This window comes from Sphingomonas sp. M1-B02, from assembly GCF_026167525.1.
Taxonomy (GTDB): Bacteria; Pseudomonadota; Alphaproteobacteria; order Sphingomonadales; family Sphingomonadaceae; genus Sphingomonas.
In genome coordinates, this window is the sequence record NZ_CP110679.1 from 3,269,069 (window position 1) to 3,286,693 (window position 17,625).

At 67.0% G+C, this 17,625-nt stretch carries 14 protein-coding genes; 10 read left to right on the plus strand and 4 right to left on the minus strand.

Going from position 1 to position 17,625, the window contains the following annotated elements; translation table 11 throughout:
- Positions 1-19: 19 nt before the first annotated feature.
- The 3 genes from OKW87_RS15770 (at position 20) to OKW87_RS15780 (ending at position 2,759) form a co-directional block, all read left to right on the plus strand.
- Positions 20-487: a cupin domain-containing protein gene (locus OKW87_RS15770; RefSeq protein WP_265540888.1), complete on the plus strand. Its 468-nt coding sequence runs from the start codon at positions 20-22 to the stop codon at positions 485-487.
- A gap of 902 nt (positions 488-1,389) precedes the next feature.
- Entirely contained in the window at positions 1,390-1,791 is a 402-nt protein-coding gene (locus tag OKW87_RS15775; RefSeq protein WP_265540890.1) for a low affinity iron permease family protein, read from the plus strand.
- Between the two features lie 104 nt (positions 1,792-1,895).
- Positions 1,896-2,759, plus strand: coding sequence for a phytanoyl-CoA dioxygenase family protein (locus OKW87_RS15780; RefSeq protein ID WP_265540891.1), 864 nt, complete (start codon positions 1,896-1,898; stop codon positions 2,757-2,759).
- 28 nt (positions 2,760-2,787) lie between these two features.
- Here the strand turns inward: OKW87_RS15780 and OKW87_RS15785 are convergent, their stop codons facing one another.
- Complete coding sequence (locus tag OKW87_RS15785) at positions 2,788-3,096, minus strand: hypothetical protein (protein WP_265540892.1); 309 nt, start codon at positions 3,094-3,096, stop codon at positions 2,788-2,790.
- Positions 3,097-3,168: 72 nt separating this feature from the next.
- Complete coding sequence (locus OKW87_RS15790) at positions 3,169-4,320, minus strand: serine hydrolase domain-containing protein (RefSeq protein ID WP_265540894.1); 1,152 nt, start codon at positions 4,318-4,320, stop codon at positions 3,169-3,171.
- Positions 4,321-4,376: 56 nt separating this feature from the next.
- Here OKW87_RS15790 and OKW87_RS15795 point away from each other — a divergent pair, with 56 nt between their 5' ends.
- From OKW87_RS15795 to dacB, 6 genes are all read left to right on the plus strand, one after another.
- Entirely contained in the window at positions 4,377-5,261 is an 885-nt protein-coding gene (locus OKW87_RS15795) for a LysR family transcriptional regulator (protein ID WP_265540895.1), read from the plus strand.
- A gap of 70 nt (positions 5,262-5,331) precedes the next feature.
- Positions 5,332-6,366 carry an N-acetyltransferase DgcN gene (dgcN, locus tag OKW87_RS15800; RefSeq protein ID WP_265540897.1) on the plus strand — a complete coding sequence of 345 codons (1,035 nt, stop codon included), beginning with the start codon at positions 5,332-5,334 and terminating at the stop codon, positions 6,364-6,366.
- The gene (gene dgcA, locus OKW87_RS15805) at positions 6,324-7,313 is read left to right on the plus strand and encodes an N-acetyl-D-Glu racemase DgcA (RefSeq protein ID WP_265540899.1); all 990 of its coding nucleotides are present in this window, start codon (positions 6,324-6,326) and stop codon (positions 7,311-7,313) included. The genes dgcN and dgcA overlap by 43 nt, the downstream gene beginning before the upstream one ends.
- Complete coding sequence (locus OKW87_RS15810; protein ID WP_265540901.1) at positions 7,310-8,869, plus strand: N-acyl-D-amino-acid deacylase family protein; 1,560 nt, start codon at positions 7,310-7,312, stop codon at positions 8,867-8,869. Before dgcA ends, OKW87_RS15810 begins: the two co-directional genes overlap by 4 nt.
- A complete protein-coding gene (locus OKW87_RS15815; protein ID WP_265540903.1) occupies positions 8,869-10,116 on the plus strand; it encodes a dicarboxylate/amino acid:cation symporter in 1,248 nt (415 codons plus the stop codon). Before OKW87_RS15810 ends, OKW87_RS15815 begins: the two co-directional genes overlap by 1 nt.
- Entirely contained in the window at positions 10,113-11,537 is a 1,425-nt protein-coding gene (gene dacB, locus OKW87_RS15820) for a D-alanyl-D-alanine carboxypeptidase/D-alanyl-D-alanine endopeptidase (RefSeq protein WP_265540905.1), read from the plus strand. Before OKW87_RS15815 ends, dacB begins: the two co-directional genes overlap by 4 nt.
- 96 nt (positions 11,538-11,633) lie before the next feature.
- On the opposite strand, the gene OKW87_RS15825 is transcribed toward dacB, so the two are convergent.
- Together OKW87_RS15825 and OKW87_RS15830 are read right to left on the minus strand one after the other, a co-directional pair.
- The gene (locus OKW87_RS15825; RefSeq protein ID WP_265540907.1) at positions 11,634-12,638 is read right to left on the minus strand and encodes a serine hydrolase domain-containing protein; all 1,005 of its coding nucleotides are present in this window, start codon (positions 12,636-12,638) and stop codon (positions 11,634-11,636) included.
- A gap of 124 nt (positions 12,639-12,762) precedes the next feature.
- Positions 12,763-14,271: a permease gene (locus OKW87_RS15830; RefSeq protein WP_265540909.1), complete on the minus strand. Its 1,509-nt coding sequence runs from the start codon at positions 14,269-14,271 to the stop codon at positions 12,763-12,765.
- Positions 14,272-14,575: 304 nt separating this feature from the next.
- On the opposite strand from OKW87_RS15830, the gene OKW87_RS15835 reads away from it, so the two are divergent.
- Complete coding sequence (locus tag OKW87_RS15835; protein ID WP_265540910.1) at positions 14,576-17,614, plus strand: TonB-dependent receptor domain-containing protein; 3,039 nt, start codon at positions 14,576-14,578, stop codon at positions 17,612-17,614.
- The last annotated feature ends 11 nt before the right edge of the window (positions 17,615-17,625 follow it).

Consider the following 17,625-nt stretch of genomic DNA (forward strand, 5'->3'; position numbering starts at 1 on the left):
TGACGAATGGGTCAGTTGCATGAACCTAAAACTACAATCCGGTCAGCCTCCGTTAGGAATCGAGGGCGCGCGGCGAATCATCGCCGCGCTGGGGCTGGTGCCGCATCCCGAGGGCGGCTGGTATCGTGAAACGTGGCGTGCGGACGCCGCGCCGGGCGCGCGCTCGGCAGGCACCGCGATACATTTTCTGCTGGAGGCGGGACAGCGCTCGCACTGGCACCGGGTCGATGCCGACGAGCTGTGGCTGTGGCATGCCGGAGCGGGGCTGGAGGTGCGGATCGCGGATGACGTGGGCTTGGTGGAGACGGTGCGTCTTGGCGGCGACGTCATTGACGGCGAGTCGCCGCAATGCCTGGTGCCCGGCGGCCGCTGGCAATCGACCGAGGCGCCCGGGGGCTGGGGTTTGGTGAGCTGCGTCGTCGTTCCCGGATTCGATTTCGCCGGCTTCGAGCTCGCACCGCCGGGATGGGCGCCGCCTGCACCATGATGCAGGTTTGTCCCCGTTATCCACGTTATCAACAGGCTCTGCACCCGATTCCATGCTTTCCACGATGCGCGATCGGTGACAGCTTCACATCTGTAAGAAGGACGGTTCGGCAGAGGGAAACCAAAGCAGAACCAATAGCTTACACGGATCGATCCGAATGCCGGTCCCTTCGGGGAGCTATTTTGGAGCGAGACGGGATGCCGAGCAAGGGTGGTTGCGAAGAGCATGCGGTGCGCGAGCGCGGCAGACACTTCGAGAGACGCCGGAGCAGGGCCTAAACGATGTCGAAGCAGCCGCGCAATCGGCAGCAGAGACGGAGAAGCGGCTCGGATGGACGGACCCGAAGCGGCAGCGGCGCGCAAGCGACGCAGCTGCCAGGGAACGCCCCGAAGAATGAGGCGAAACCTTCGGACGCCGCGCGAGCGGAAAGTACGAAGCAGTTCGAACCGTTCGGGAAACGCATCCGCAAGGCTTCACGGGCCCGCCTTCGGGCGTGAATCGTGAAGCGGGCCGCCGACGCCCGGAGGAAGAAGCGCGGGTTCCCCGGAATCCAGGCCGAACCACCGGACTCGGCGACCGACGCAAAGCTCGCATGCCCTTGCCGGCGCGAGCGGAGCATGCCGCCGAAACCAGGCTGCCGGACCTTCGGGTTCGTGGCCGAAGTCCGGTGACATGGGGACTGGCAGCAATGCCGGTCCCCTTTTGCGTTCGGCGACCGGCATGCGCAGGACGCGCCCGTCGCCGGCACGCCGAGCTTGAACGAGCGCCCCCCAACGACCGACCCTGAACCAGCGCCCCTAAACGACCGACCCTGAACGAGCGCCCTGAACGAGCGCCCTGAACGAGCGACGGTGACCGCGCCTTTCGCTTCGCTTATGGTGTCCCGCGAAAAGGGGAACGGCATGGGACATCTGTTCGAGCGCTTCGCGCAATCGGTGGCATCTTGGGCGGGACGGCCCCCGGCCTTCGTCTTCGCGCTCAGCGTGGTGCTGGTCTGGGCACTGACCGGCCCGATCTTCGGCTATTCCGACACCTGGCAGCTGGTGATCAACACCGGCACGACGATCGTCACCTTCCTGATGGTATTCCTGATCCAGAACGCCCAGAATCGCGATGCCGCGGCGATCCAGGCCAAGCTGGACGAACTGATCCGCTCGCTGGTCGATGCGCGCAACGAATTCATCGGGATCGAGCATCTCGGCGAGCGCGAGCTTGGCTACATCCGCGATCGGCTCGAGGACGAAGCGGGACAGGGGCCGCGCAGCGCACATGCCGGGATCGGGCGCGTGCTCGATCGTCGCTGATCGCCGCATCCCATAACCGGCGTGCATCGAAGACCCTGCATTAAGCTCTTGATGCCATGCCATGCCGCGCGGCATCGCTTGGCCGTCCGGACTGGGAGCATCTTGTGGGTTTTGAGCAGCCTCGGCCGCGCGGCGCGGGATCCGAAGACTATCCAACCGCCTATCAGCGCGACGGCTATGCGATCCTGCCCCGATTCTTCGGGCCCGACGAAGTGGCGGCGATCGCCGCGGCGATGGACCAGATCCATGCCGAGGGCGTCGCGCACGGGCGCAGCTTCCGCCACGGCAACCTCTTCTACAATGTTGCACCGGTGGACGACGGCGAGCCGCTGGTGCGGATGGTGCAATGGCCTTCCTATCACCAGCCGGTGCTCGACGCGGTCCGTCGCGATCCGCGCTTCGCGGCGATGCTCGCGCCGCTGATCGGCGGCGACCTGAAGCAGATCATCAACCAGCTCCACTGGAAGGCGCCCGGGAGCCTTGGCGATTTCGCCTGGCACCAGGATTCGCGCTTCCGCAAGCCCGACGCGCATTATCGCAATCTCGGCACTTCCTATGTCCAGACCGGCCTGGCGATCGATCCGCACAATCCGGGATCGGGCGGGATGCGGTTCGTGCCCGGCAGCCACCTGCAGGGCACGGTGGATCTCGACACGTCGACCGAAGTGCTTGGATCTTCGCTGGCCGACGATGCGCTGATCGCCGCGGGCTTCTCGCCCGACGACGTCGTCGAGCTGGTGCTGGAGCCCGGCGATCTGGCGATCTGGAGCCCCTATCTGGTGCATGGATCGGGGGCCAATCGCTCGGAGCATCAGCGCCGCTTCTACATCAATGGCTATGTCCGCGCCGCGGATTGCGATCGCGGCGAATGGACGTTTCGCGACGGGGAGCCGGTGGCGCTAGGCGCGGAGCCGGCGCTGGTCCATTATGAGCAATTGCACGAGCGCGGCGAACCGCATTATGTTTGAGCGGCCGGCCTAAAGGGGAAATGCAACTTTAGTCGGGCTCGGGGGCGTCCAGCGCATCGGTCGCGGGCGTGGGCGTCGGCACGGGCGTCCGGCTTTCGACCAGCCGCTTAGTGTCCGCTACCGCCTTCAGCTCGGCCACCTCCCCCTCCAGTTCCGCAATACGTTCTTCGAGCCGCTTGATGCGGATGTTGGATTCGACTTCCCAGACATTTTCGAGCGCGGCGGTGGCGTCGTCGGTGCGGTTCCACTGATCCTTGGCGATCTGGGCATTGGTCGCGTCGCCCGAGCAGGCGGCGAGCGTCAGCATCGAAGCGACGCCGAGCAATAGTAATCTCACCTGTCCGATGCCCCCGCCCCAGAATTAGCCTGCCAGTCTATCGAATCGGCGCCGCGCCGCAATCGTCGAGCCTCAGCGTGTCGCGAGATTTTCCTCAACCGGGGTGAAGGCCGAATGCGCGCCCGCTGCGTCGGGCACGTCGGTGGCGAAATAAGCGACGCCGGTGCCGCGGCTGCGGTCGATCCACAGCCCCGAGCGCAGGCCATAGGCTTCGCCTGCATGGCCGATGCGTTTGCGGCCATCGGCGAACAGGCCGTCGCGGCAGCCTGCGCGCGCAGTGGGCAGGAAGGTGACCGCCAGCCCATAGCTGCAATAGAAGCCGTCGATCGTGTCGCCATTGCTGCCGTCATAGGTCCAGAGCGGCGTTTCGAGCAGCGCCATCGATCGAGGCGTCAGCAGCCGCACCCCGTCCAGCGTGCCGCCGCCGAGCAGAAGCCGGCCGATCCGGGCGAGCCCGCGCGCGGAAATGCGCAGGCCCCCCTGCGGCGCGAAGATCGCGCCGTTGGTCCCCACGCGCCATTGGTTCAGGTCGCAGCTGCCATCGCTGGCGGGGGTCACCGCGCAGGCGGGGGCGACGCCCTTATGATCGTCCTTGGTCGGTTGGCCGGCGCGGTAGATCGTCACGGCGCGCGCCGCAGTGGCGGGGCTGCAGCTCGCCCAATTATAGCAGGCGTCGATCCCGAGCGGCTTGAGGACGAGCCGGTCCATCAGCCGATCGAAGCGCTCGCCGGTGGCGCGCTCCATCACCGCGGCGATGACCGGGAAGTTGAAATTGGCGTAGCGGAAATAGCTGCCCGGGGCGTGCGCGGCGTCCCATGCCCTGGGGTTTTCGAGCGCCGCGCGCATGTCGGCGTCGAGCGGCAGGACATAGTCGATCGTGTCGGTGAGGCTCGACTGGTGCGAGAGCAGGAGCCGCAGCGTGATCGGCGCATTCGGGAAGGCGGGGTTGCGGAGCCGCCAGCCGAGCTGCGCCGAGACGTCGGCGTCGAGATCGAGCTTGCTCTGCTCCACCAGCCGCAGCACGCCGATTGCGACTATCAGCTTGGAGATCGAGGCGACTCGCACCGGATCGTCGGCGGTGACCGGGCGCTGGGCAGCGAGATCCGCGAAGCCGGCGGCCTCGACATTGGTCTCTCCCGTGCGATCGAAGGCGACACGTACCGTCGCGACTGGCTGGGGTGCGGTTTGGGGCGTGGCGGCGAGGATGAGGGCTGCGAGCAACATGGCGCACAGCATGGCGGGCGTTTCCCCTTTGGGCAAACCGCGATACTCTGCGCGGCATGAACCTGCGCCACATCGAGATATTCCACGCGGTTTACGTGAACGGATCGGTCAGCGGGGCGGCGCGTGCGCTCAACGTGTCGCAGCCCTCGGTATCGAAAATGCTGCGCCATGCCGAATCGCTGCTCGGCTTCCATTTGTTCCAGCGCACCAACGGGCGGCTGGTGCCCACCGACGATGCGCACACCTTGTTCGGCGAAGTCGCCGAGATCCAGGACAAGGTCTATGCGCTGCGCGAGGCGGGCAAGAATCTGCGCCGCGGGACCGGCGGTATCCTGCGGGTCTCGGCGCTGCCCAGCCTGGCGCTGCAGGCGCTGCCGACCGCGGTGGCGCGCTTCCTCAAGACGCGCGAGAATGTGAAGTTCGATCTCCAGACCGTCCATCATGACGATCTGCTGCGCAAGTTGTTCGAGCGCGAGACCGACATCGCCATCGCCTATGAGATCCCGCCGGCGGCGCCGATCGATCACAAGGCGCTGGGCGAAGGCGAATTGGTGATCCTCTATCGCGAGGAGGAGATGCCCGGCGCGCCCGATCGGCTCGACCTGGAATGCCTGCAGGGAAAGCGCTTCATAAGCGTCGCGACCAGCGGGCCGATCGGGCAGCTTTTCACCCAGGAGGTCCAGCGGCTGGGGATAGAGCTCAACGAAGTCGTGATGGCGCGCACTTTCTATATCGCCACCGCGCTCGTGCAGCAGGGGGTGGGGATGACGGTGGTCGACAGCTTTACCGCGCAGGCCTCGCTGGTGCCCGGACTGGCGATGCGGCCGCTGAAGCCGCAGCTCACTTTCGGGGTGCATGCGATGTACCTCCACAATCGCCCGCTGACGGCGCTTGCCACCGATTTCCTGAAGACGCTGCGTAGCGTGATCGACGTGCCATAACGCGGAGCTATGGCGCGCGCGCCAGACGCTATGCGCAGACTTTTGAGCGCCCGCGATACGAGGGCTCGTGATGATCCCAGCACCCTATCTTCTCTATCTCGGCCACAGCACCGATTTCGTCGGCATCAAGACCTCGCGCGGGCTTGCCGCCTTCCGTCCCCAGGATTGCGTCGGCGAGTTTCGCTATGACGATTGCCCGCTGAGCGTGGGCATGCCGCGGATGAGCATCGCCGAGGGGGCCGCAGCGGGGGCGAAGACGCTCGTGCTCGGGGTGGCCAATTCGGGCGGAATGATGGGCCAGGCGCTGATCGACGATGCCGCCGCCGCGCTGGAGGCGGGGATGCATGTCGCCTCCGGGCTGCACCAGCGGCTGCGCGACGATCCGCGGCTGGTGGCGCTGGCGCGCGCGAAGGGCCTCCAGCTGTTCGACGTGCGCGATCCGCCCGCGAACCTCAAGGTCGGCAATGGCTATGCGCGCGCCGGGCACCGATTGCTGACTGTCGGCACCGATTGCTCGGTCGGCAAGATGTATACGACGCTGGCGCTGGTGACGGGGCTGCGCGAGCGCGGCGTCACCGCCGATTTCCGGGCTACCGGGCAGACCGGAATCCTGATCGCCGGCGCGGGCGTGCCGGTGGATGCGGTGGTCGCCGATTTCATCTCGGGCGCGATCGAGCAGCTGGCGCCCGCGCGCGACGATGATGGCTGGGATCTGATCGAGGGCCAGGGCTCGCTGTTCCACCCGAGCTTCGCTGGCGTCTCGACCGGACTGCTTCACGGCGCCCAGCCCGAGGCGATCGTGATGTGCCACGATCCGGTCCGCACCGATATGCGCGGCATTCCGGGCCGGGCGCTGCCGGGGCTCGCCGAATGTATCGCGATGAACCTGCAGGTCGCGCGGCTGACCAGCCCTGAAGTCCGCGCGGTCGGCATCTGCCTCAATACCTCGGCGATGGACCCGGCCGAGGCGCGGGCAATCTGCCTGAAGACACAGGACAAGATCGGCCTTCCCTGCACCGATCCGATCGCCTTCGGCGTGAACGAGATACTCGACGAATTGCTATGCCCCGCACCCTTAGCGCGCAGCACGACAGCTTTCCGCTAGCCACCCCGTTCCGCATCTCGCGCGGCGTGAAGACGCAGGCGGAGGTGATCACGGTCGAGGTGGCGGAGAGGGGCGTGGCCGGCCGCGGCGAAGGCGTGCCTTATTCCCGCTATGGCGAGAGCATCGAGAGCGCGTTGGCGGCCGTCGAGGCGGTGCGTCCCGCGATCGAGGGGGGCGCGGACCGCGATGCGCTGCTGACGCTGCTGCCGCCCGGTGCAGCGCGCAATGCGATCGACTGCGCTTTGTGGGACCTAGAGGCGCGCCTATCCGGGCGCAGCGTCGCCAAGAGGATCGGCGCGACCGAGCCGGACCGGATCGAGAGTGCGCTCACGATCGGGCTCGACAACCCGTTCGCGATGGGGCTCGCGGCATCGAAGATCGCAGATGCGCCGCTGCTCAAGGTGAAGGTCGATGCCACGCTTCCCGACGCGCAGATTCGCGCGGTGCGCAACGCAGCGCCGAAAGCCCGGCTGATCGTCGATCCCAATGAAAGCTGGGATATGCGGCTGGTGGACGCGATGCAGCGGATGCTGGTCGATCTACGGGTCGACCTGCTCGAGCAGCCGGTGCCCTCGGACGCCGACGACTGGCTCGATGGCTATCAATCCGCGGTGCCGATCTGCGCCGATGAATCGGTGCATGTCGCCGCGGATCTCGACGTGATCGCGCGGCGCTACAGCCATGTGAACGTGAAGCTCGACAAGTCCGGCGGGCTTACCGCGGCGCTGGCGCTGGCCGAAGCGGCGCGGGCGCGGGGGATGGGGCTGATGACCGGCTGCATGATCAGCTCGTCGCTTTCGATCGCGCCGGCGCTGCACGTGGCGGCGATGTCGGACTTCGTCGACCTTGACGGGCCGATCTGGCTCAGGGAGGATCGCCCGGGCGGAGTACGCGACGCGCGCGGCTATCTGATTGCGCCGCAAAAAGGTTTCTGGGGAACGTCATGAAGGTCGCGCTGCTGTTGGGAATCGCGGGCCTCAGCCTCGGCGCCGCGGCGCCTCCCTCGCAGAATGTCGACCTGCTGATTCGCGGTGGCACGATCTACACCGGATCGACGGAGCCGTTCGTGGGCGATGTCGCGATAAGGGGCGATCGGATCGTGGCGGTCGGCAAGCGCGTGGATGCGACCGCTGCGCGCACGATCGACGCCAGGGGCATGATCGTCGCGCCGGGCTTCATCGATCCGCACACGCATATGGCCGACGCGCTGGCTTCGGACAAAGCCGAGGAGCGGCTGGTGCCAGCGTTCCTGATGCAGGGCGTCACGACTGCCTTCATCGGCAATGACGGTGGGGGCAGCCCGGATGTCGGCAGGACATTGGCGAGCGCGGCGACCAAGCCGGTGGGGATCAATTTCGGGGCCTATACCGGCTTTGGCGCGGTGCGTGAGGCGGTGGTCGGCATGGCCGATCGTGCGCCGACCGCGGACGAACTGGCGCGGATGAAGGGGCTCGTCGCGACGGCGATGTGCCAAGGCGCGCTGGGACTTTCCACCGGGCTGTTCTACGCGCCGCAGAGTTTCGCCAAGACCGACGAAGTGGTGGCGCTGGCGCGCGAGGCGGGGCGGCGTGGCGGCACCTATGACAGCCATATCCGCGACGAATCCTCCTACACGGTCGGGCTGACCGCGGCGATCGACGAGGCGATCCGGATCGGGCGCGAGGGCGGGTTGCCATCGCATATCAGCCATATCAAGGCGCTGGGCGTCGACGTGCAGGGCCAGGCGCCGGCGATCATCGCCCGGATCGAGGCGGCGCGGCGCGCGGGGCAAAGGGTGACCGCGGATCAATATCCCTGGTCGGCGAGCGGCACCAGCCTGGTCGCCTCGCTGATGCCGCTGTGGGCACAGGATGGCGGGCGGTCGGCATTGCTCAAGCGCTTCGCCGACGCGGGGCTGGGCGAGCGGCTGCGCGCTGGGATCGTCGAGAATCTGCGCAAGCGCGGCGGAGCGGACAAGCTACTGATCGTCGAGGGGAAGTATGCCAATCGCACGCTGGCGGCGGTCGCGCAGGAATTGGGGCAGGACCCGGTGGAGGCCGCGATCAGCGTGATCCGCATCCAGGATCCGGGGGTCGTGTCGTTCAATCAGAGCGAGGCCGATATTGCGGCCTTCATGCGGCAGCCCTGGGTGATGACTGGCTCCGACGCATCGGGCGGGCATCCGCGCGTCTATGGCAGTTTTGCGCGCAAATATGCCAAATATGTCGTGGCCGACCGGGTGCTGACGCTGCGCCAGTTTATCGAGCGGAGTTCGTCGCTGACCGCCGATACGTTCGGGCTCGAGGGGCGGGGGCATCTGCGCAAGGGCGCGTTCGCCGATGTCGTGGTGTTCGATCCGAAGACCTATGCTGCGCGGGCGACCTATGAGCAGGCGACCTTGCTCGCTTCGGGCGTGCGCACCGTTGTGGTCAACGGGGTGTTGGCGGTGGAGAATGGCCGGATGACGGGCAAGGCGGCCGGCCGCGCGCTGCCGCACAAGCCGACCGCGGGGACCTGCGGCTGATGCTCGCGGCGTGGTTCGCGATTCCCTTGTGGAAGCGCGTGCTGGGTGCGTTGGCGCTGGGGCTGGTTTTCGCATTGGTATGGCCCTCGGCGACGCCCTATGTGGCGTTCATGGGCGACCTGTTCGTCCGCGCGATCCGGATGCTGGTCGCGCCGATCGTGTTGGTGACGATCGCGGCGGGGATCACTTCGCTGGCTGATCCGAAGCGGCTCGGCGGGCTGGGCGGGCGGACGATCGGGCTGTTTGCGCTCACCACGGCGATCGCGGTTTCGATCGGGATGCTGGTGGCGACGCTGATCCAGCCGGGGGTCGGGGCGCCGCTGGGCACCGCGACCGCGCATGCGCTTGGCGAGCCGGTGACACCCTATCAGCAGCTCATCGGCATCATTCCGATCAACATTTTCGACGCGCTGGCCAAGGGCGACATGCTGGCGCTGATCTTCGTGGCGATCCTGGTGGGGGTCGGCACGGTGATTGCGGGCGAGCCGGGCAAGCCGTTCGCGGCATTGCTGCAGTCGACCTCGTCGGTGCTGCTCAAGGTGGTCGGCATCGTCATGGAGGCGACTCCCTTTGGCGTCTTTGCGCTGATCGCCAATGCGGTCGCGGCCAATGGCGCGGCGGTGTTCGTCAATGTGGGCTGGCTGGCGCTGGCGGTGGTGCTGGGATCGGCGATCCAGATCGTCCTGGTCCACAGCCTGATCCTGCGCTTCCTGGCAAAGCTGCCGGTGCTGCCCTTCTTCCGCGGGATCGTCGATGCGCTGGTGGTGGCCTTTTCGACCGCGTCCAGCTCGGCCACCTTGCCGGTGGCGATGCGGGTGGCGGAGAAGAATCTGGGCGTCGGTCGATCGGTCTTCTCGACGGTGCTGCCGTTGGGGGCGAGCATCGGCAAGGACGGGACGGCGATGTATGTCGGGCTGCTCAGCATGTTCGCGCTGCAGGCGTTCGGGGTGCCGCTGACGCCGCAGGTCTATGGCATGGTGCTGCTGACCGGGGCGCTTGCGGCGTTCGGGACGGCGCCGGTTCCCTCCGCTTCGCTGTTCATGCTGGCGGCGGTGCTTTCGGCAGTGGGCGTGGCGCCGGAGCAGACGGCGCTGGTGGTGGGCTTCGTGCTGCCGTTCGATCGGCTGCTCGACATGACCCGGACGGTGCCGAGCGCCAGCGCCAATTTGACGGTGGCGACGACGGTGGCGCAGTGGGAAGGCGAATTGGACGAGGCGGTCTATCGGGCGAAGGAGGATGGGGCATGAGGCGGTTGCTGTTCCTGGCGCTTGTCCTTGCCACGCCGGCGACGGGGCAGACGTTGCAGCAGCGGGTGGAGACGACGCTGGACGAGGCGGCGACAGGGACTCGCTTCGGGCTGGTGGTGACGGACGCCGACGGCGCGGAGATCGTCGCGGTGAACCCCGATGGGCGGTTCATTCCGGCTTCGAATACCAAGATGTTTACGACTGCGGCGGCGTTTGCGACGGTGCCCGGACTTGATCAGCCCGATGTCGCCGGGGGCACCGCGGTGCGGATCGAGGGTTCCAACGTCATCCTGGAGGGGCATGGCGATGCGCGGCTTTCGAGCGCGGACGATTGCGCGGTGGATTGCCTGGCGACGCTGGCCGATGCGGTGGCGGCGAAGACGCGGCATGTGCGCGACGTGATCGGCGACGACACGCTGTTTCCCGACCAGCGCTGGAGCCCGGGGATGAGCTGGAACAATATCCCGTCGCGATCGGGCACCGGCATTTCGGCGCTGAGCCTGGACGATAATGAACTGGTGATCCGGGTGACGCCGACGGTGCCGGGCGAGGTGCCGACGATCGACGCTTTGGGCTATTACCAGATCGAAAACCGCGCGTTGACGACCGCGGCGGGCGCCACCGCGCTTGGCTATGACCGCGATCCGAACCGGCGCGTGCTGAAGATCAGCGGCACGATCGCGGTGGGCGCTCCGGCGGGCACTTTGCGGGTGGGGATCGACGATCCGGCGGATTACGCCGCGTGGCGGTTCAAGGCGTTGCTCGAGGCGCGCGGGGTGCGGGTGCGGGGCACCGCTTCGGCGCGGCATCGGGCGCTGGCGCCGGGCGACGATCCCGCGGTTCGCAAGGGTGCGCCGCCGGCGCGGCCGCCGGTGCAGGAAGCGCTGGCACGGCTGACGCCGCCGCCGCTGGCTGAGAATATCGTGACGATCAATAAGGTCAGCCAGAATCTGCATGCCGAGCTTTTGCTGCGCCGCGTGGGGCTGCAGCATGGGACGGGATCGATCGCCGACGGGCAGGCGCAGGTGCAGGCGATGCTGGAGCAAGCTGGGGTTCCGCGAACCGCCTATGACCTGTCCGACGGATCGGGCATGTCGAGCTACAATCGGGCGGCACCACGCGGGACGGTGACGATGCTGCGCTGGATCGCAGAGCAGCCCTGGGGCTCGACGTGGCGGGCAAGCCTGCCGATCGGGGGGGTGGACGGGACCTTGTCGCGCCGGTTCAAGGGGACCGTGCTGGAGGGCAAGATCTTCGCCAAGACCGGGACGCTGAACGCGACCAACGCGCTTTCGGGCTATATGATCGCGAAGAGTGGGAAGGAACTGACCTTCTCTTCCTTTGCCAACGACATTCCGGCGGATGCCGGGGCTACCAAGTTCGTCGATGCTGCGCTCGTCCTGATCGCCGAGGCGAATTAATCGCGGCTTCGTCATCCCGGCAAAAGCCGGGATCCAGAGCCACGCCGTGCATCGCTTTGTAACCTTGGATCCCGGCCTTCGCCGGGATGACGGAGTTTAGGCGGCGAAGGCGGCGATCACCGCATCGCCCGTGGCGGGGCGAAGCGCGAAGATGCCGCTGTCCTTGTGACGGGTGGGATGGACGCGGTTGGTGAGCAGGGTCCAGGCGAGGCCGCGGTCGAAATCGATCCACAGGCCGGTGCCGGTGAAGCCGGTATGGCCGATCGTCTCTGCCGAACAGGCCTGGCCGCCCGACCAGCCGGCGAACTTGCGCTCCCAGCCGCAGGTGCGGTGCTCGTAGAAGGGCGTGCGGATCGCCTGCAGCATAGCAGGGCTGGCGCCGCTGCCGTCGAGCAGGCCCAAAGCGAAATCGAGGACGCCCGCGACGGTGCCGAACAGGCCGGCATGGCCGGTCTCGCCGCCGAGCGCCGAGGCGTTTTCGTCATGGACTTCGCCCTTGAGGATGCGGCCGCGCCAGTGGCAAAATTCGGTGGCGACGGCGGGGCCGGGGGGCGGGCCGAAGCTGAGGCCGGGGCCGAGTGGCCATGCGCTCAGCGGCTGGCCGGTGATCCGCTCGATCGCGATGCCGAGCAGGATGAAGTTGATGTCCGAATAGACCGGCGGGCCGTGGCGCCATTCGCGCTGGAGGACGAAGGCGCGGAGGCGCTGGGGGTCGTCGCCATAAGTGTAGATCGGCTCGACCGCGGGGAAGAAGCTGCGGTGGGCGAGACAGTCGCGGAAAGTGAGCTTGCGCTCGGGGGCGTTGGCCACGTCATATTGGCGCAGGTCGGGGATGGCGTCGGTGAGCGGGCGATCGAGGTCCAGGCGGCCCTGGTCGGCTAGCTGGAGGATCGCGGTGGTGGTGAAGATCACTTTGGAGACCGAGGCGAGATCGAACCAATGGGATTCGGCGAGGGGTTCGGGTTCGGGGAGGAGCGCGGCCATGCCGGCGTGGGTGGTCCAGCGCTGGCCGTCGGCGCGGACGATGCCGAGGGTGGCTCCGGGGATTTGGCCGGCGGCGAGGACGGCGGCGGTGGGGGCGAAGGCGGTTTCTATGTTCATCTTCCCACCCCGGCGTAGGCCGGGGCCCAGTTGCGGAGGTTTTTGTGAGAGGGCGACTCGTTCGCCAATGAAGGGCGTCGCAGCTGGGCCCCGGCCTTCGCCGGGGTGGGGGCGATCGCGCGGCTCATGCTTGGGCTACCTCCCGATCATCAGGGCGGGGCTTTGCCCTCGCCAGCAGGGGGAGGAACAGCAAGGCCGCCAGGCTGACCACGCCCGAAGCCAGGAAGAACAGGTCGAAGCCGCTATATCCCGCCGCGTCGAGCCGCGCGACGATCTGCCCGCCGGCGCCCGCGAGCAACCGCGCCAGCATGAAGGCGAAGCCCGAGAGGAAGGCATATTGCGCGCCGGGGTAGCGCGGGTTGCAGAGCATCGAGAGATAGACGACGAACACCGCGCCGGCCATGCCGTTGCCGAACTGGTCGGCGGCGGTGGCGAGATAGAGCGTGTTCTGGTCCACCGGCTGGTGCGCCAGCCAGACGAAGCCGAAATTGCCGATCGCGGCGAAGAGCGCGCCGACCGTGAGCGCGAGGCTCATTCGCCATTTGGCGGCCATGAAGCCGCCCAAGCCGACGCCGATTATGCTCGAGATCAGGGCGACCGCGCCGTCGGCCCAGCCGATCTGGGTCTTGGTATAGCCGAGGCCGAGGATCATCGGCTTCGAGAGGACCAGCGCCAGCACGTCGCCCATCCGGTAGACCGAGACGAAGGCGAGCACTGCGATCGCCATGAAGCCGTAGCGCCAGAAGAAATCGACATAGGGGCCGATCGCGGCCGAGGCGCGCGGGCCGGAATCGGGGGCGAGCTTGCGGATCCGTGGGGTGAGCAATGCCATCACCAGGAAGGGCGCCATCGCGATGACGAGAACCGGGGTGGTCATATTGGTCTGCGAGCTGATCCCGGCGGACGCCGCGGCGCCGAGCAGCAGCCAGCCGACCGCCGCGGTCAGGGCAGCGAGCGCCGCGAGGATGGCGAGACTGACCAGCGTGCCGGTGACGAGCGAGGTTGCGCGATCGCCGGTGCATCCGGGCTGGCGCGGCAGCAGCGCGAGGATCGGCAGGGTCACGAAGGCGGCGGCGGCGATCAGCAGATAGGAGGAGGTCCAGCCCGGCTGGATTCCGAAGCTCTGCAAGGTCGGCGCGATGCTGCCGAGCGGATCGGCGAAGAGCAGAGCGCCGCTACCCGCCGCGACCATCGCGGTGCGATAGCCCCACAGATTCGAGGCCGCGACCGGGCCCTGCTCCTCGGGCGTGGGGGCGAGCTCGATGCGCCAGGCGTCGGCCGCGACTTCGAGCGTCGTGGTCCAGAAAGCGAGCAGGACGGCGAACAAGGCGGTTAGCGGCAGGCTCGCGTCGGACGAGGTCAGCGCCATCGCCAGCATCGAGGTGAAGATGCCGAGCTGCGACAGCATGATCCAGCCGCGCCGCTTGCCCCAGAAGCGGGCGAAGCCGGGGACGTCATATTTGTCGAGCAGCGGCGCCCAGAGAAACTTGAAGGTGGGCAGCAATTGCACCCAGGCGAAGAAGCCGATGACCGCGAGCACGACGCCATGTTCGGCGAGCCGCACGGAGAGCACCGTCGAGAACATGTAGAAGGGCAGGCCGGCCGAGAAACCGAGCAGGACATAGAGCGCCATGCGCCCGAGTCCGGGCCGGATGGCGGGCGGCGGGACTGCCGCGTGCGGATCAACCAAGCGCGCGGCCGATGCGTTGCTGCGCAAAAAAGAAGGTCATTCGAAGTCCCCTGAACCGTCCGTCACAGGGTCGCCCGGCGCATTTCCCCAGTCAATGGCGATAGTGTTGCCCCCACGCCACGCTTTGCATGCGAACATGCCGCCAAGCTATGGCTTTGCGAACAGAAACTATGGCGCACCGCAACATTCTTGTTACTTAATGCGCCGGTCCCGCGCGGGTGGCGGGATCATTGGGGGCATATAGAAAATGGCTGGTTTCACGTCGTTCAAGAATATTCTGGTATCGGGGACGGCTATTGCCGCGCTCGCTTGCGCGATGCCCGCCTTCGCGCAGACCAGCACCGACCAGACCACGCCCGAGGCCAACACGCCCACCGGCGCCGGCGTGCCGGTTTCGAATGCCGACCAGAGCAGCGACGCCGATGGCAGCCAGGACATTCTGGTCACGGGCTCGCGCATCCGCCAGGATCCGAACAACAGCGCCTTGCCGCTGCAGGTGATCACGACACAGGAAATTCAGCGCAACGGCATCAGCAGCCCCGAGCAGCTGATCATGTTCCTGAGCACCAACGGCTCGGGCGCGGACAATCTTGCCTCCAACTCCGATGTGACCACCGGCGCGCAGCGCGGCACCAACGGGCTTTCGGCGGCCAATCTTCGCGGCCAGGGCAGCGCCGCGACGCTGGTGCTGCTGAACGGCCGCCGCGTGGCGGCGCACGGCCTGTCGGGCGGCGCGGTCGACGTGAACCAGATTCCGTTCGCGGCCATCGAGCGCGTCGAAGTGCTCAAGGACGGCGCCTCGGCGATCTACGGCACCGACGCGGTCGGCGGCGTGATCAACTTCATCACGCGCAAGGATTATCAGGGGCTGGGCGCAACCGCCTTCACCGACGTCACCGAAGCGGGCGGCGGCAGCATCTACCGGCTCTCGGGCATCGCCGGCTATGGCGATCTGGACGAGCAGGGCTTCAACATCATGGGCTCGGTTTCCTATAGCTGGAACAAGGTGTTGAACGGATCGCAGCGTGACTTCGTCAACGGCGATCAGCCCAATCGCGGCCTTTCGATCGACACCCGGGGCACGCCGATCGCGACTGCGTTCAACATCGGTGCGAATACCCAGCCGGGCAGCATCACCGCCAACGGTACGCTGCTCAGCGGCCTGACCCTCACGGCTCCGAACGGTGCCAACGCAGCCGGCGGCGGCATCAACCCGCTCGACCTTCCCGGCGGCGCCGGCTGCGCGTCGGTGGATGGCGGCATGGCCTATGACGAGGCGCTGTGGAACACCCCGGCCGCCGTCTATTCCTGCTCGTGGGACACGGGCCGCGCGGCGGTGCTTCAGCAGCCGATCGACACGCTGACCTATTATGTGCGCGGCGTGGCGAACCTGGGCGGCAACCACCAGATCTCGCTCGAATTGACCGGATCGGACGCAACGTCGGCCAAGCGCTTCTCGAACGCGCAGCTGACCGCGAACACCACCAACCTGCCGATCGCCTATCCGCTCAATGCGATGACGGCCGAGACGTATAACGGCGTGTTCAACTCGATCCGTTCGGCCTTTTCGGGCAATGCGGCGCAGGTGGCGGCACTCAACGCGCGCTATGGGCAGCCAATCTCCTATCGCTGGCGCTGCATCGCCTGCGGTCCGCGCGAATATGTGACCGACACCAAGACCTTCCGCGCCGCGCTTGGCATCGAGGGGCCGCTGTGGGAAGGCTGGGACTATCGCGCCGGCGCATCCTACGCGAAGAGCGAATCCTCGTCGGTGCTCGGCACCGGCTATTATTATCGCGGCACGCTCGCCAATGGCGCGATCGATCCGGCCGCGCCTGCGGTTCCCGGCACGGCCCAGCGCGGGCTGGTCGGCGTGATGAACAGCGGGCTGATCAATCCGTTCAGCCTCACCCAGACTGCGGCGGGGCTTGCCGCGCTCGAGGGCGTGTCGGCCTATGGCGCGACGCTCTATGGCGGCCAATATGAAGTGAAGCAGTTCGACGGATCGATCTCGGGGCCGCTTTTCCCGCTCTGGGGCCGCGACGTCCAAGTTGCGGTCGGCGTCGATTATCGCCGCGAAACCTATGCATTCAACGGCTCCGACGCCGCGGCCGCCACGGCCCCGGTCATCTTCCTGGCGGCGTTCGACAACGTCAACGCGCTGACCCCGAAGAATCGCGACGTGAAGGCGGCCTACGCCGAAGTCCTGATCCCGCTGCTCCCGGGCCTCGAAGTCACCGGCGCGGTGCGGATCGACGATTATACCGGCTTCGGCTCGACCACCAATCCGAAGGTTTCGGTCAAGTATCGCCCGATCGACCAGATCATGTTCCGCGGCTCCTATAATTCGGGCTTCCGCGTCCCTTCGTTCAACCAGATCTTCAACGGACTGACCGAGTCGCCTTATTCAGGCAGCGATCTCGCCAATCCGGTGACCTGCCCCGGCGGCGTCCCGACGAGTGCGTTCGGCAGCGGGCAGCCCTGCGCGCAGATTCGCCCGAACATCTTCACCGGCGGCAATCCCGAGCTTGGGCCGGAGACGTCGAAGCAGCTTAGCGCGGGCGTCGTGTTCCAGCCGGCGCCGTTGTTCAGCGCGTCGATCGACTGGTGGATGATCAATGTCGACAACACGATCCAGACGCTCACGCTGCGCCAGCTGATCGACAATGCGGCGCTGTTCCGCGAGCGTTTCATCCCCGACGCGACCGGCGGCATCGGCGCGATCGACCAGCGCTGGATCAATGCGGGTTCGCGCCGCACCCAGGGCCTCGAGGTTTCGGTGCGCGGCGGGGTCGAGGGGCTTGGCGGCCAGTTCTCCGCCGGCCTGGACGGCACGCTGCTGCTCAAGAAGCGCGAGAAGCTGACGCCGACTTCGGCTTATGGGCCGAGCCTGATCGGCGTGTTCACCTTTGCGGGCGACCTGGGCGTGAAGTGGAAGCATAATGCGTTCATCAACTATTCGACCGACGATGTGTCGATCGCGCTGAGCCAGCTCTTCCGCAAGGGCTACAAGAATGGCGCGCTGCCCGGCATCGCCAACGGCACGATCACGCGGCCGGACTATAATGCCTTCGTGAAGGACTATATCATCTACAACCTGTCGCTCAGCTACACGGGGCTGGCGCCCGGCTACAAGCTCACCGCCGGCATCCGGAACCTGTTCGACACCGATCCGCCCTTCGCCGTCACCTATGACGGCAACACCGGCGCCGGCGGTTCGTGGGAAGCGCGCGTCGCCGATCCGCGTGGCCGCAGCTTCACGATCGCTGCGGAGGTCAAGTTCTAGGCCCAGACGGC

Coding starts and splice junctions, on each gene's coding strand:
- OKW87_RS15825 (WP_265540907.1), bottom strand. CDS start 12,638: ATGAACATAGAAACCGCCTTCGCCCCCACCGCCGCCGTCCTCGCCGCC.
- dgcA (WP_265540899.1), top strand. CDS start 6,324: ATGCCCCGCACCCTTAGCGCGCAGCACGACAGCTTTCCGCTAGCCACC.
- OKW87_RS15795 (WP_265540895.1), top strand. CDS start 4,377: ATGAACCTGCGCCACATCGAGATATTCCACGCGGTTTACGTGAACGGA.
- OKW87_RS15790 (WP_265540894.1), bottom strand. CDS start 4,320: ATGTTGCTCGCAGCCCTCATCCTCGCCGCCACGCCCCAAACCGCACCC.
- OKW87_RS15770 (WP_265540888.1), top strand. CDS start 20: ATGAACCTAAAACTACAATCCGGTCAGCCTCCGTTAGGAATCGAGGGC.
- dgcN (WP_265540897.1), top strand. CDS start 5,332: ATGATCCCAGCACCCTATCTTCTCTATCTCGGCCACAGCACCGATTTC.
- OKW87_RS15830 (WP_265540909.1), bottom strand. CDS start 14,271: ATGGCGCTCTATGTCCTGCTCGGTTTCTCGGCCGGCCTGCCCTTCTAC.
- OKW87_RS15815 (WP_265540903.1), top strand. CDS start 8,869: ATGCTCGCGGCGTGGTTCGCGATTCCCTTGTGGAAGCGCGTGCTGGGT.
- OKW87_RS15810 (WP_265540901.1), top strand. CDS start 7,310: ATGAAGGTCGCGCTGCTGTTGGGAATCGCGGGCCTCAGCCTCGGCGCC.
- OKW87_RS15835 (WP_265540910.1), top strand. CDS start 14,576: ATGGCTGGTTTCACGTCGTTCAAGAATATTCTGGTATCGGGGACGGCT.
- dacB (WP_265540905.1), top strand. CDS start 10,113: ATGAGGCGGTTGCTGTTCCTGGCGCTTGTCCTTGCCACGCCGGCGACG.
- OKW87_RS15775 (WP_265540890.1), top strand. CDS start 1,390: ATGGGACATCTGTTCGAGCGCTTCGCGCAATCGGTGGCATCTTGGGCG.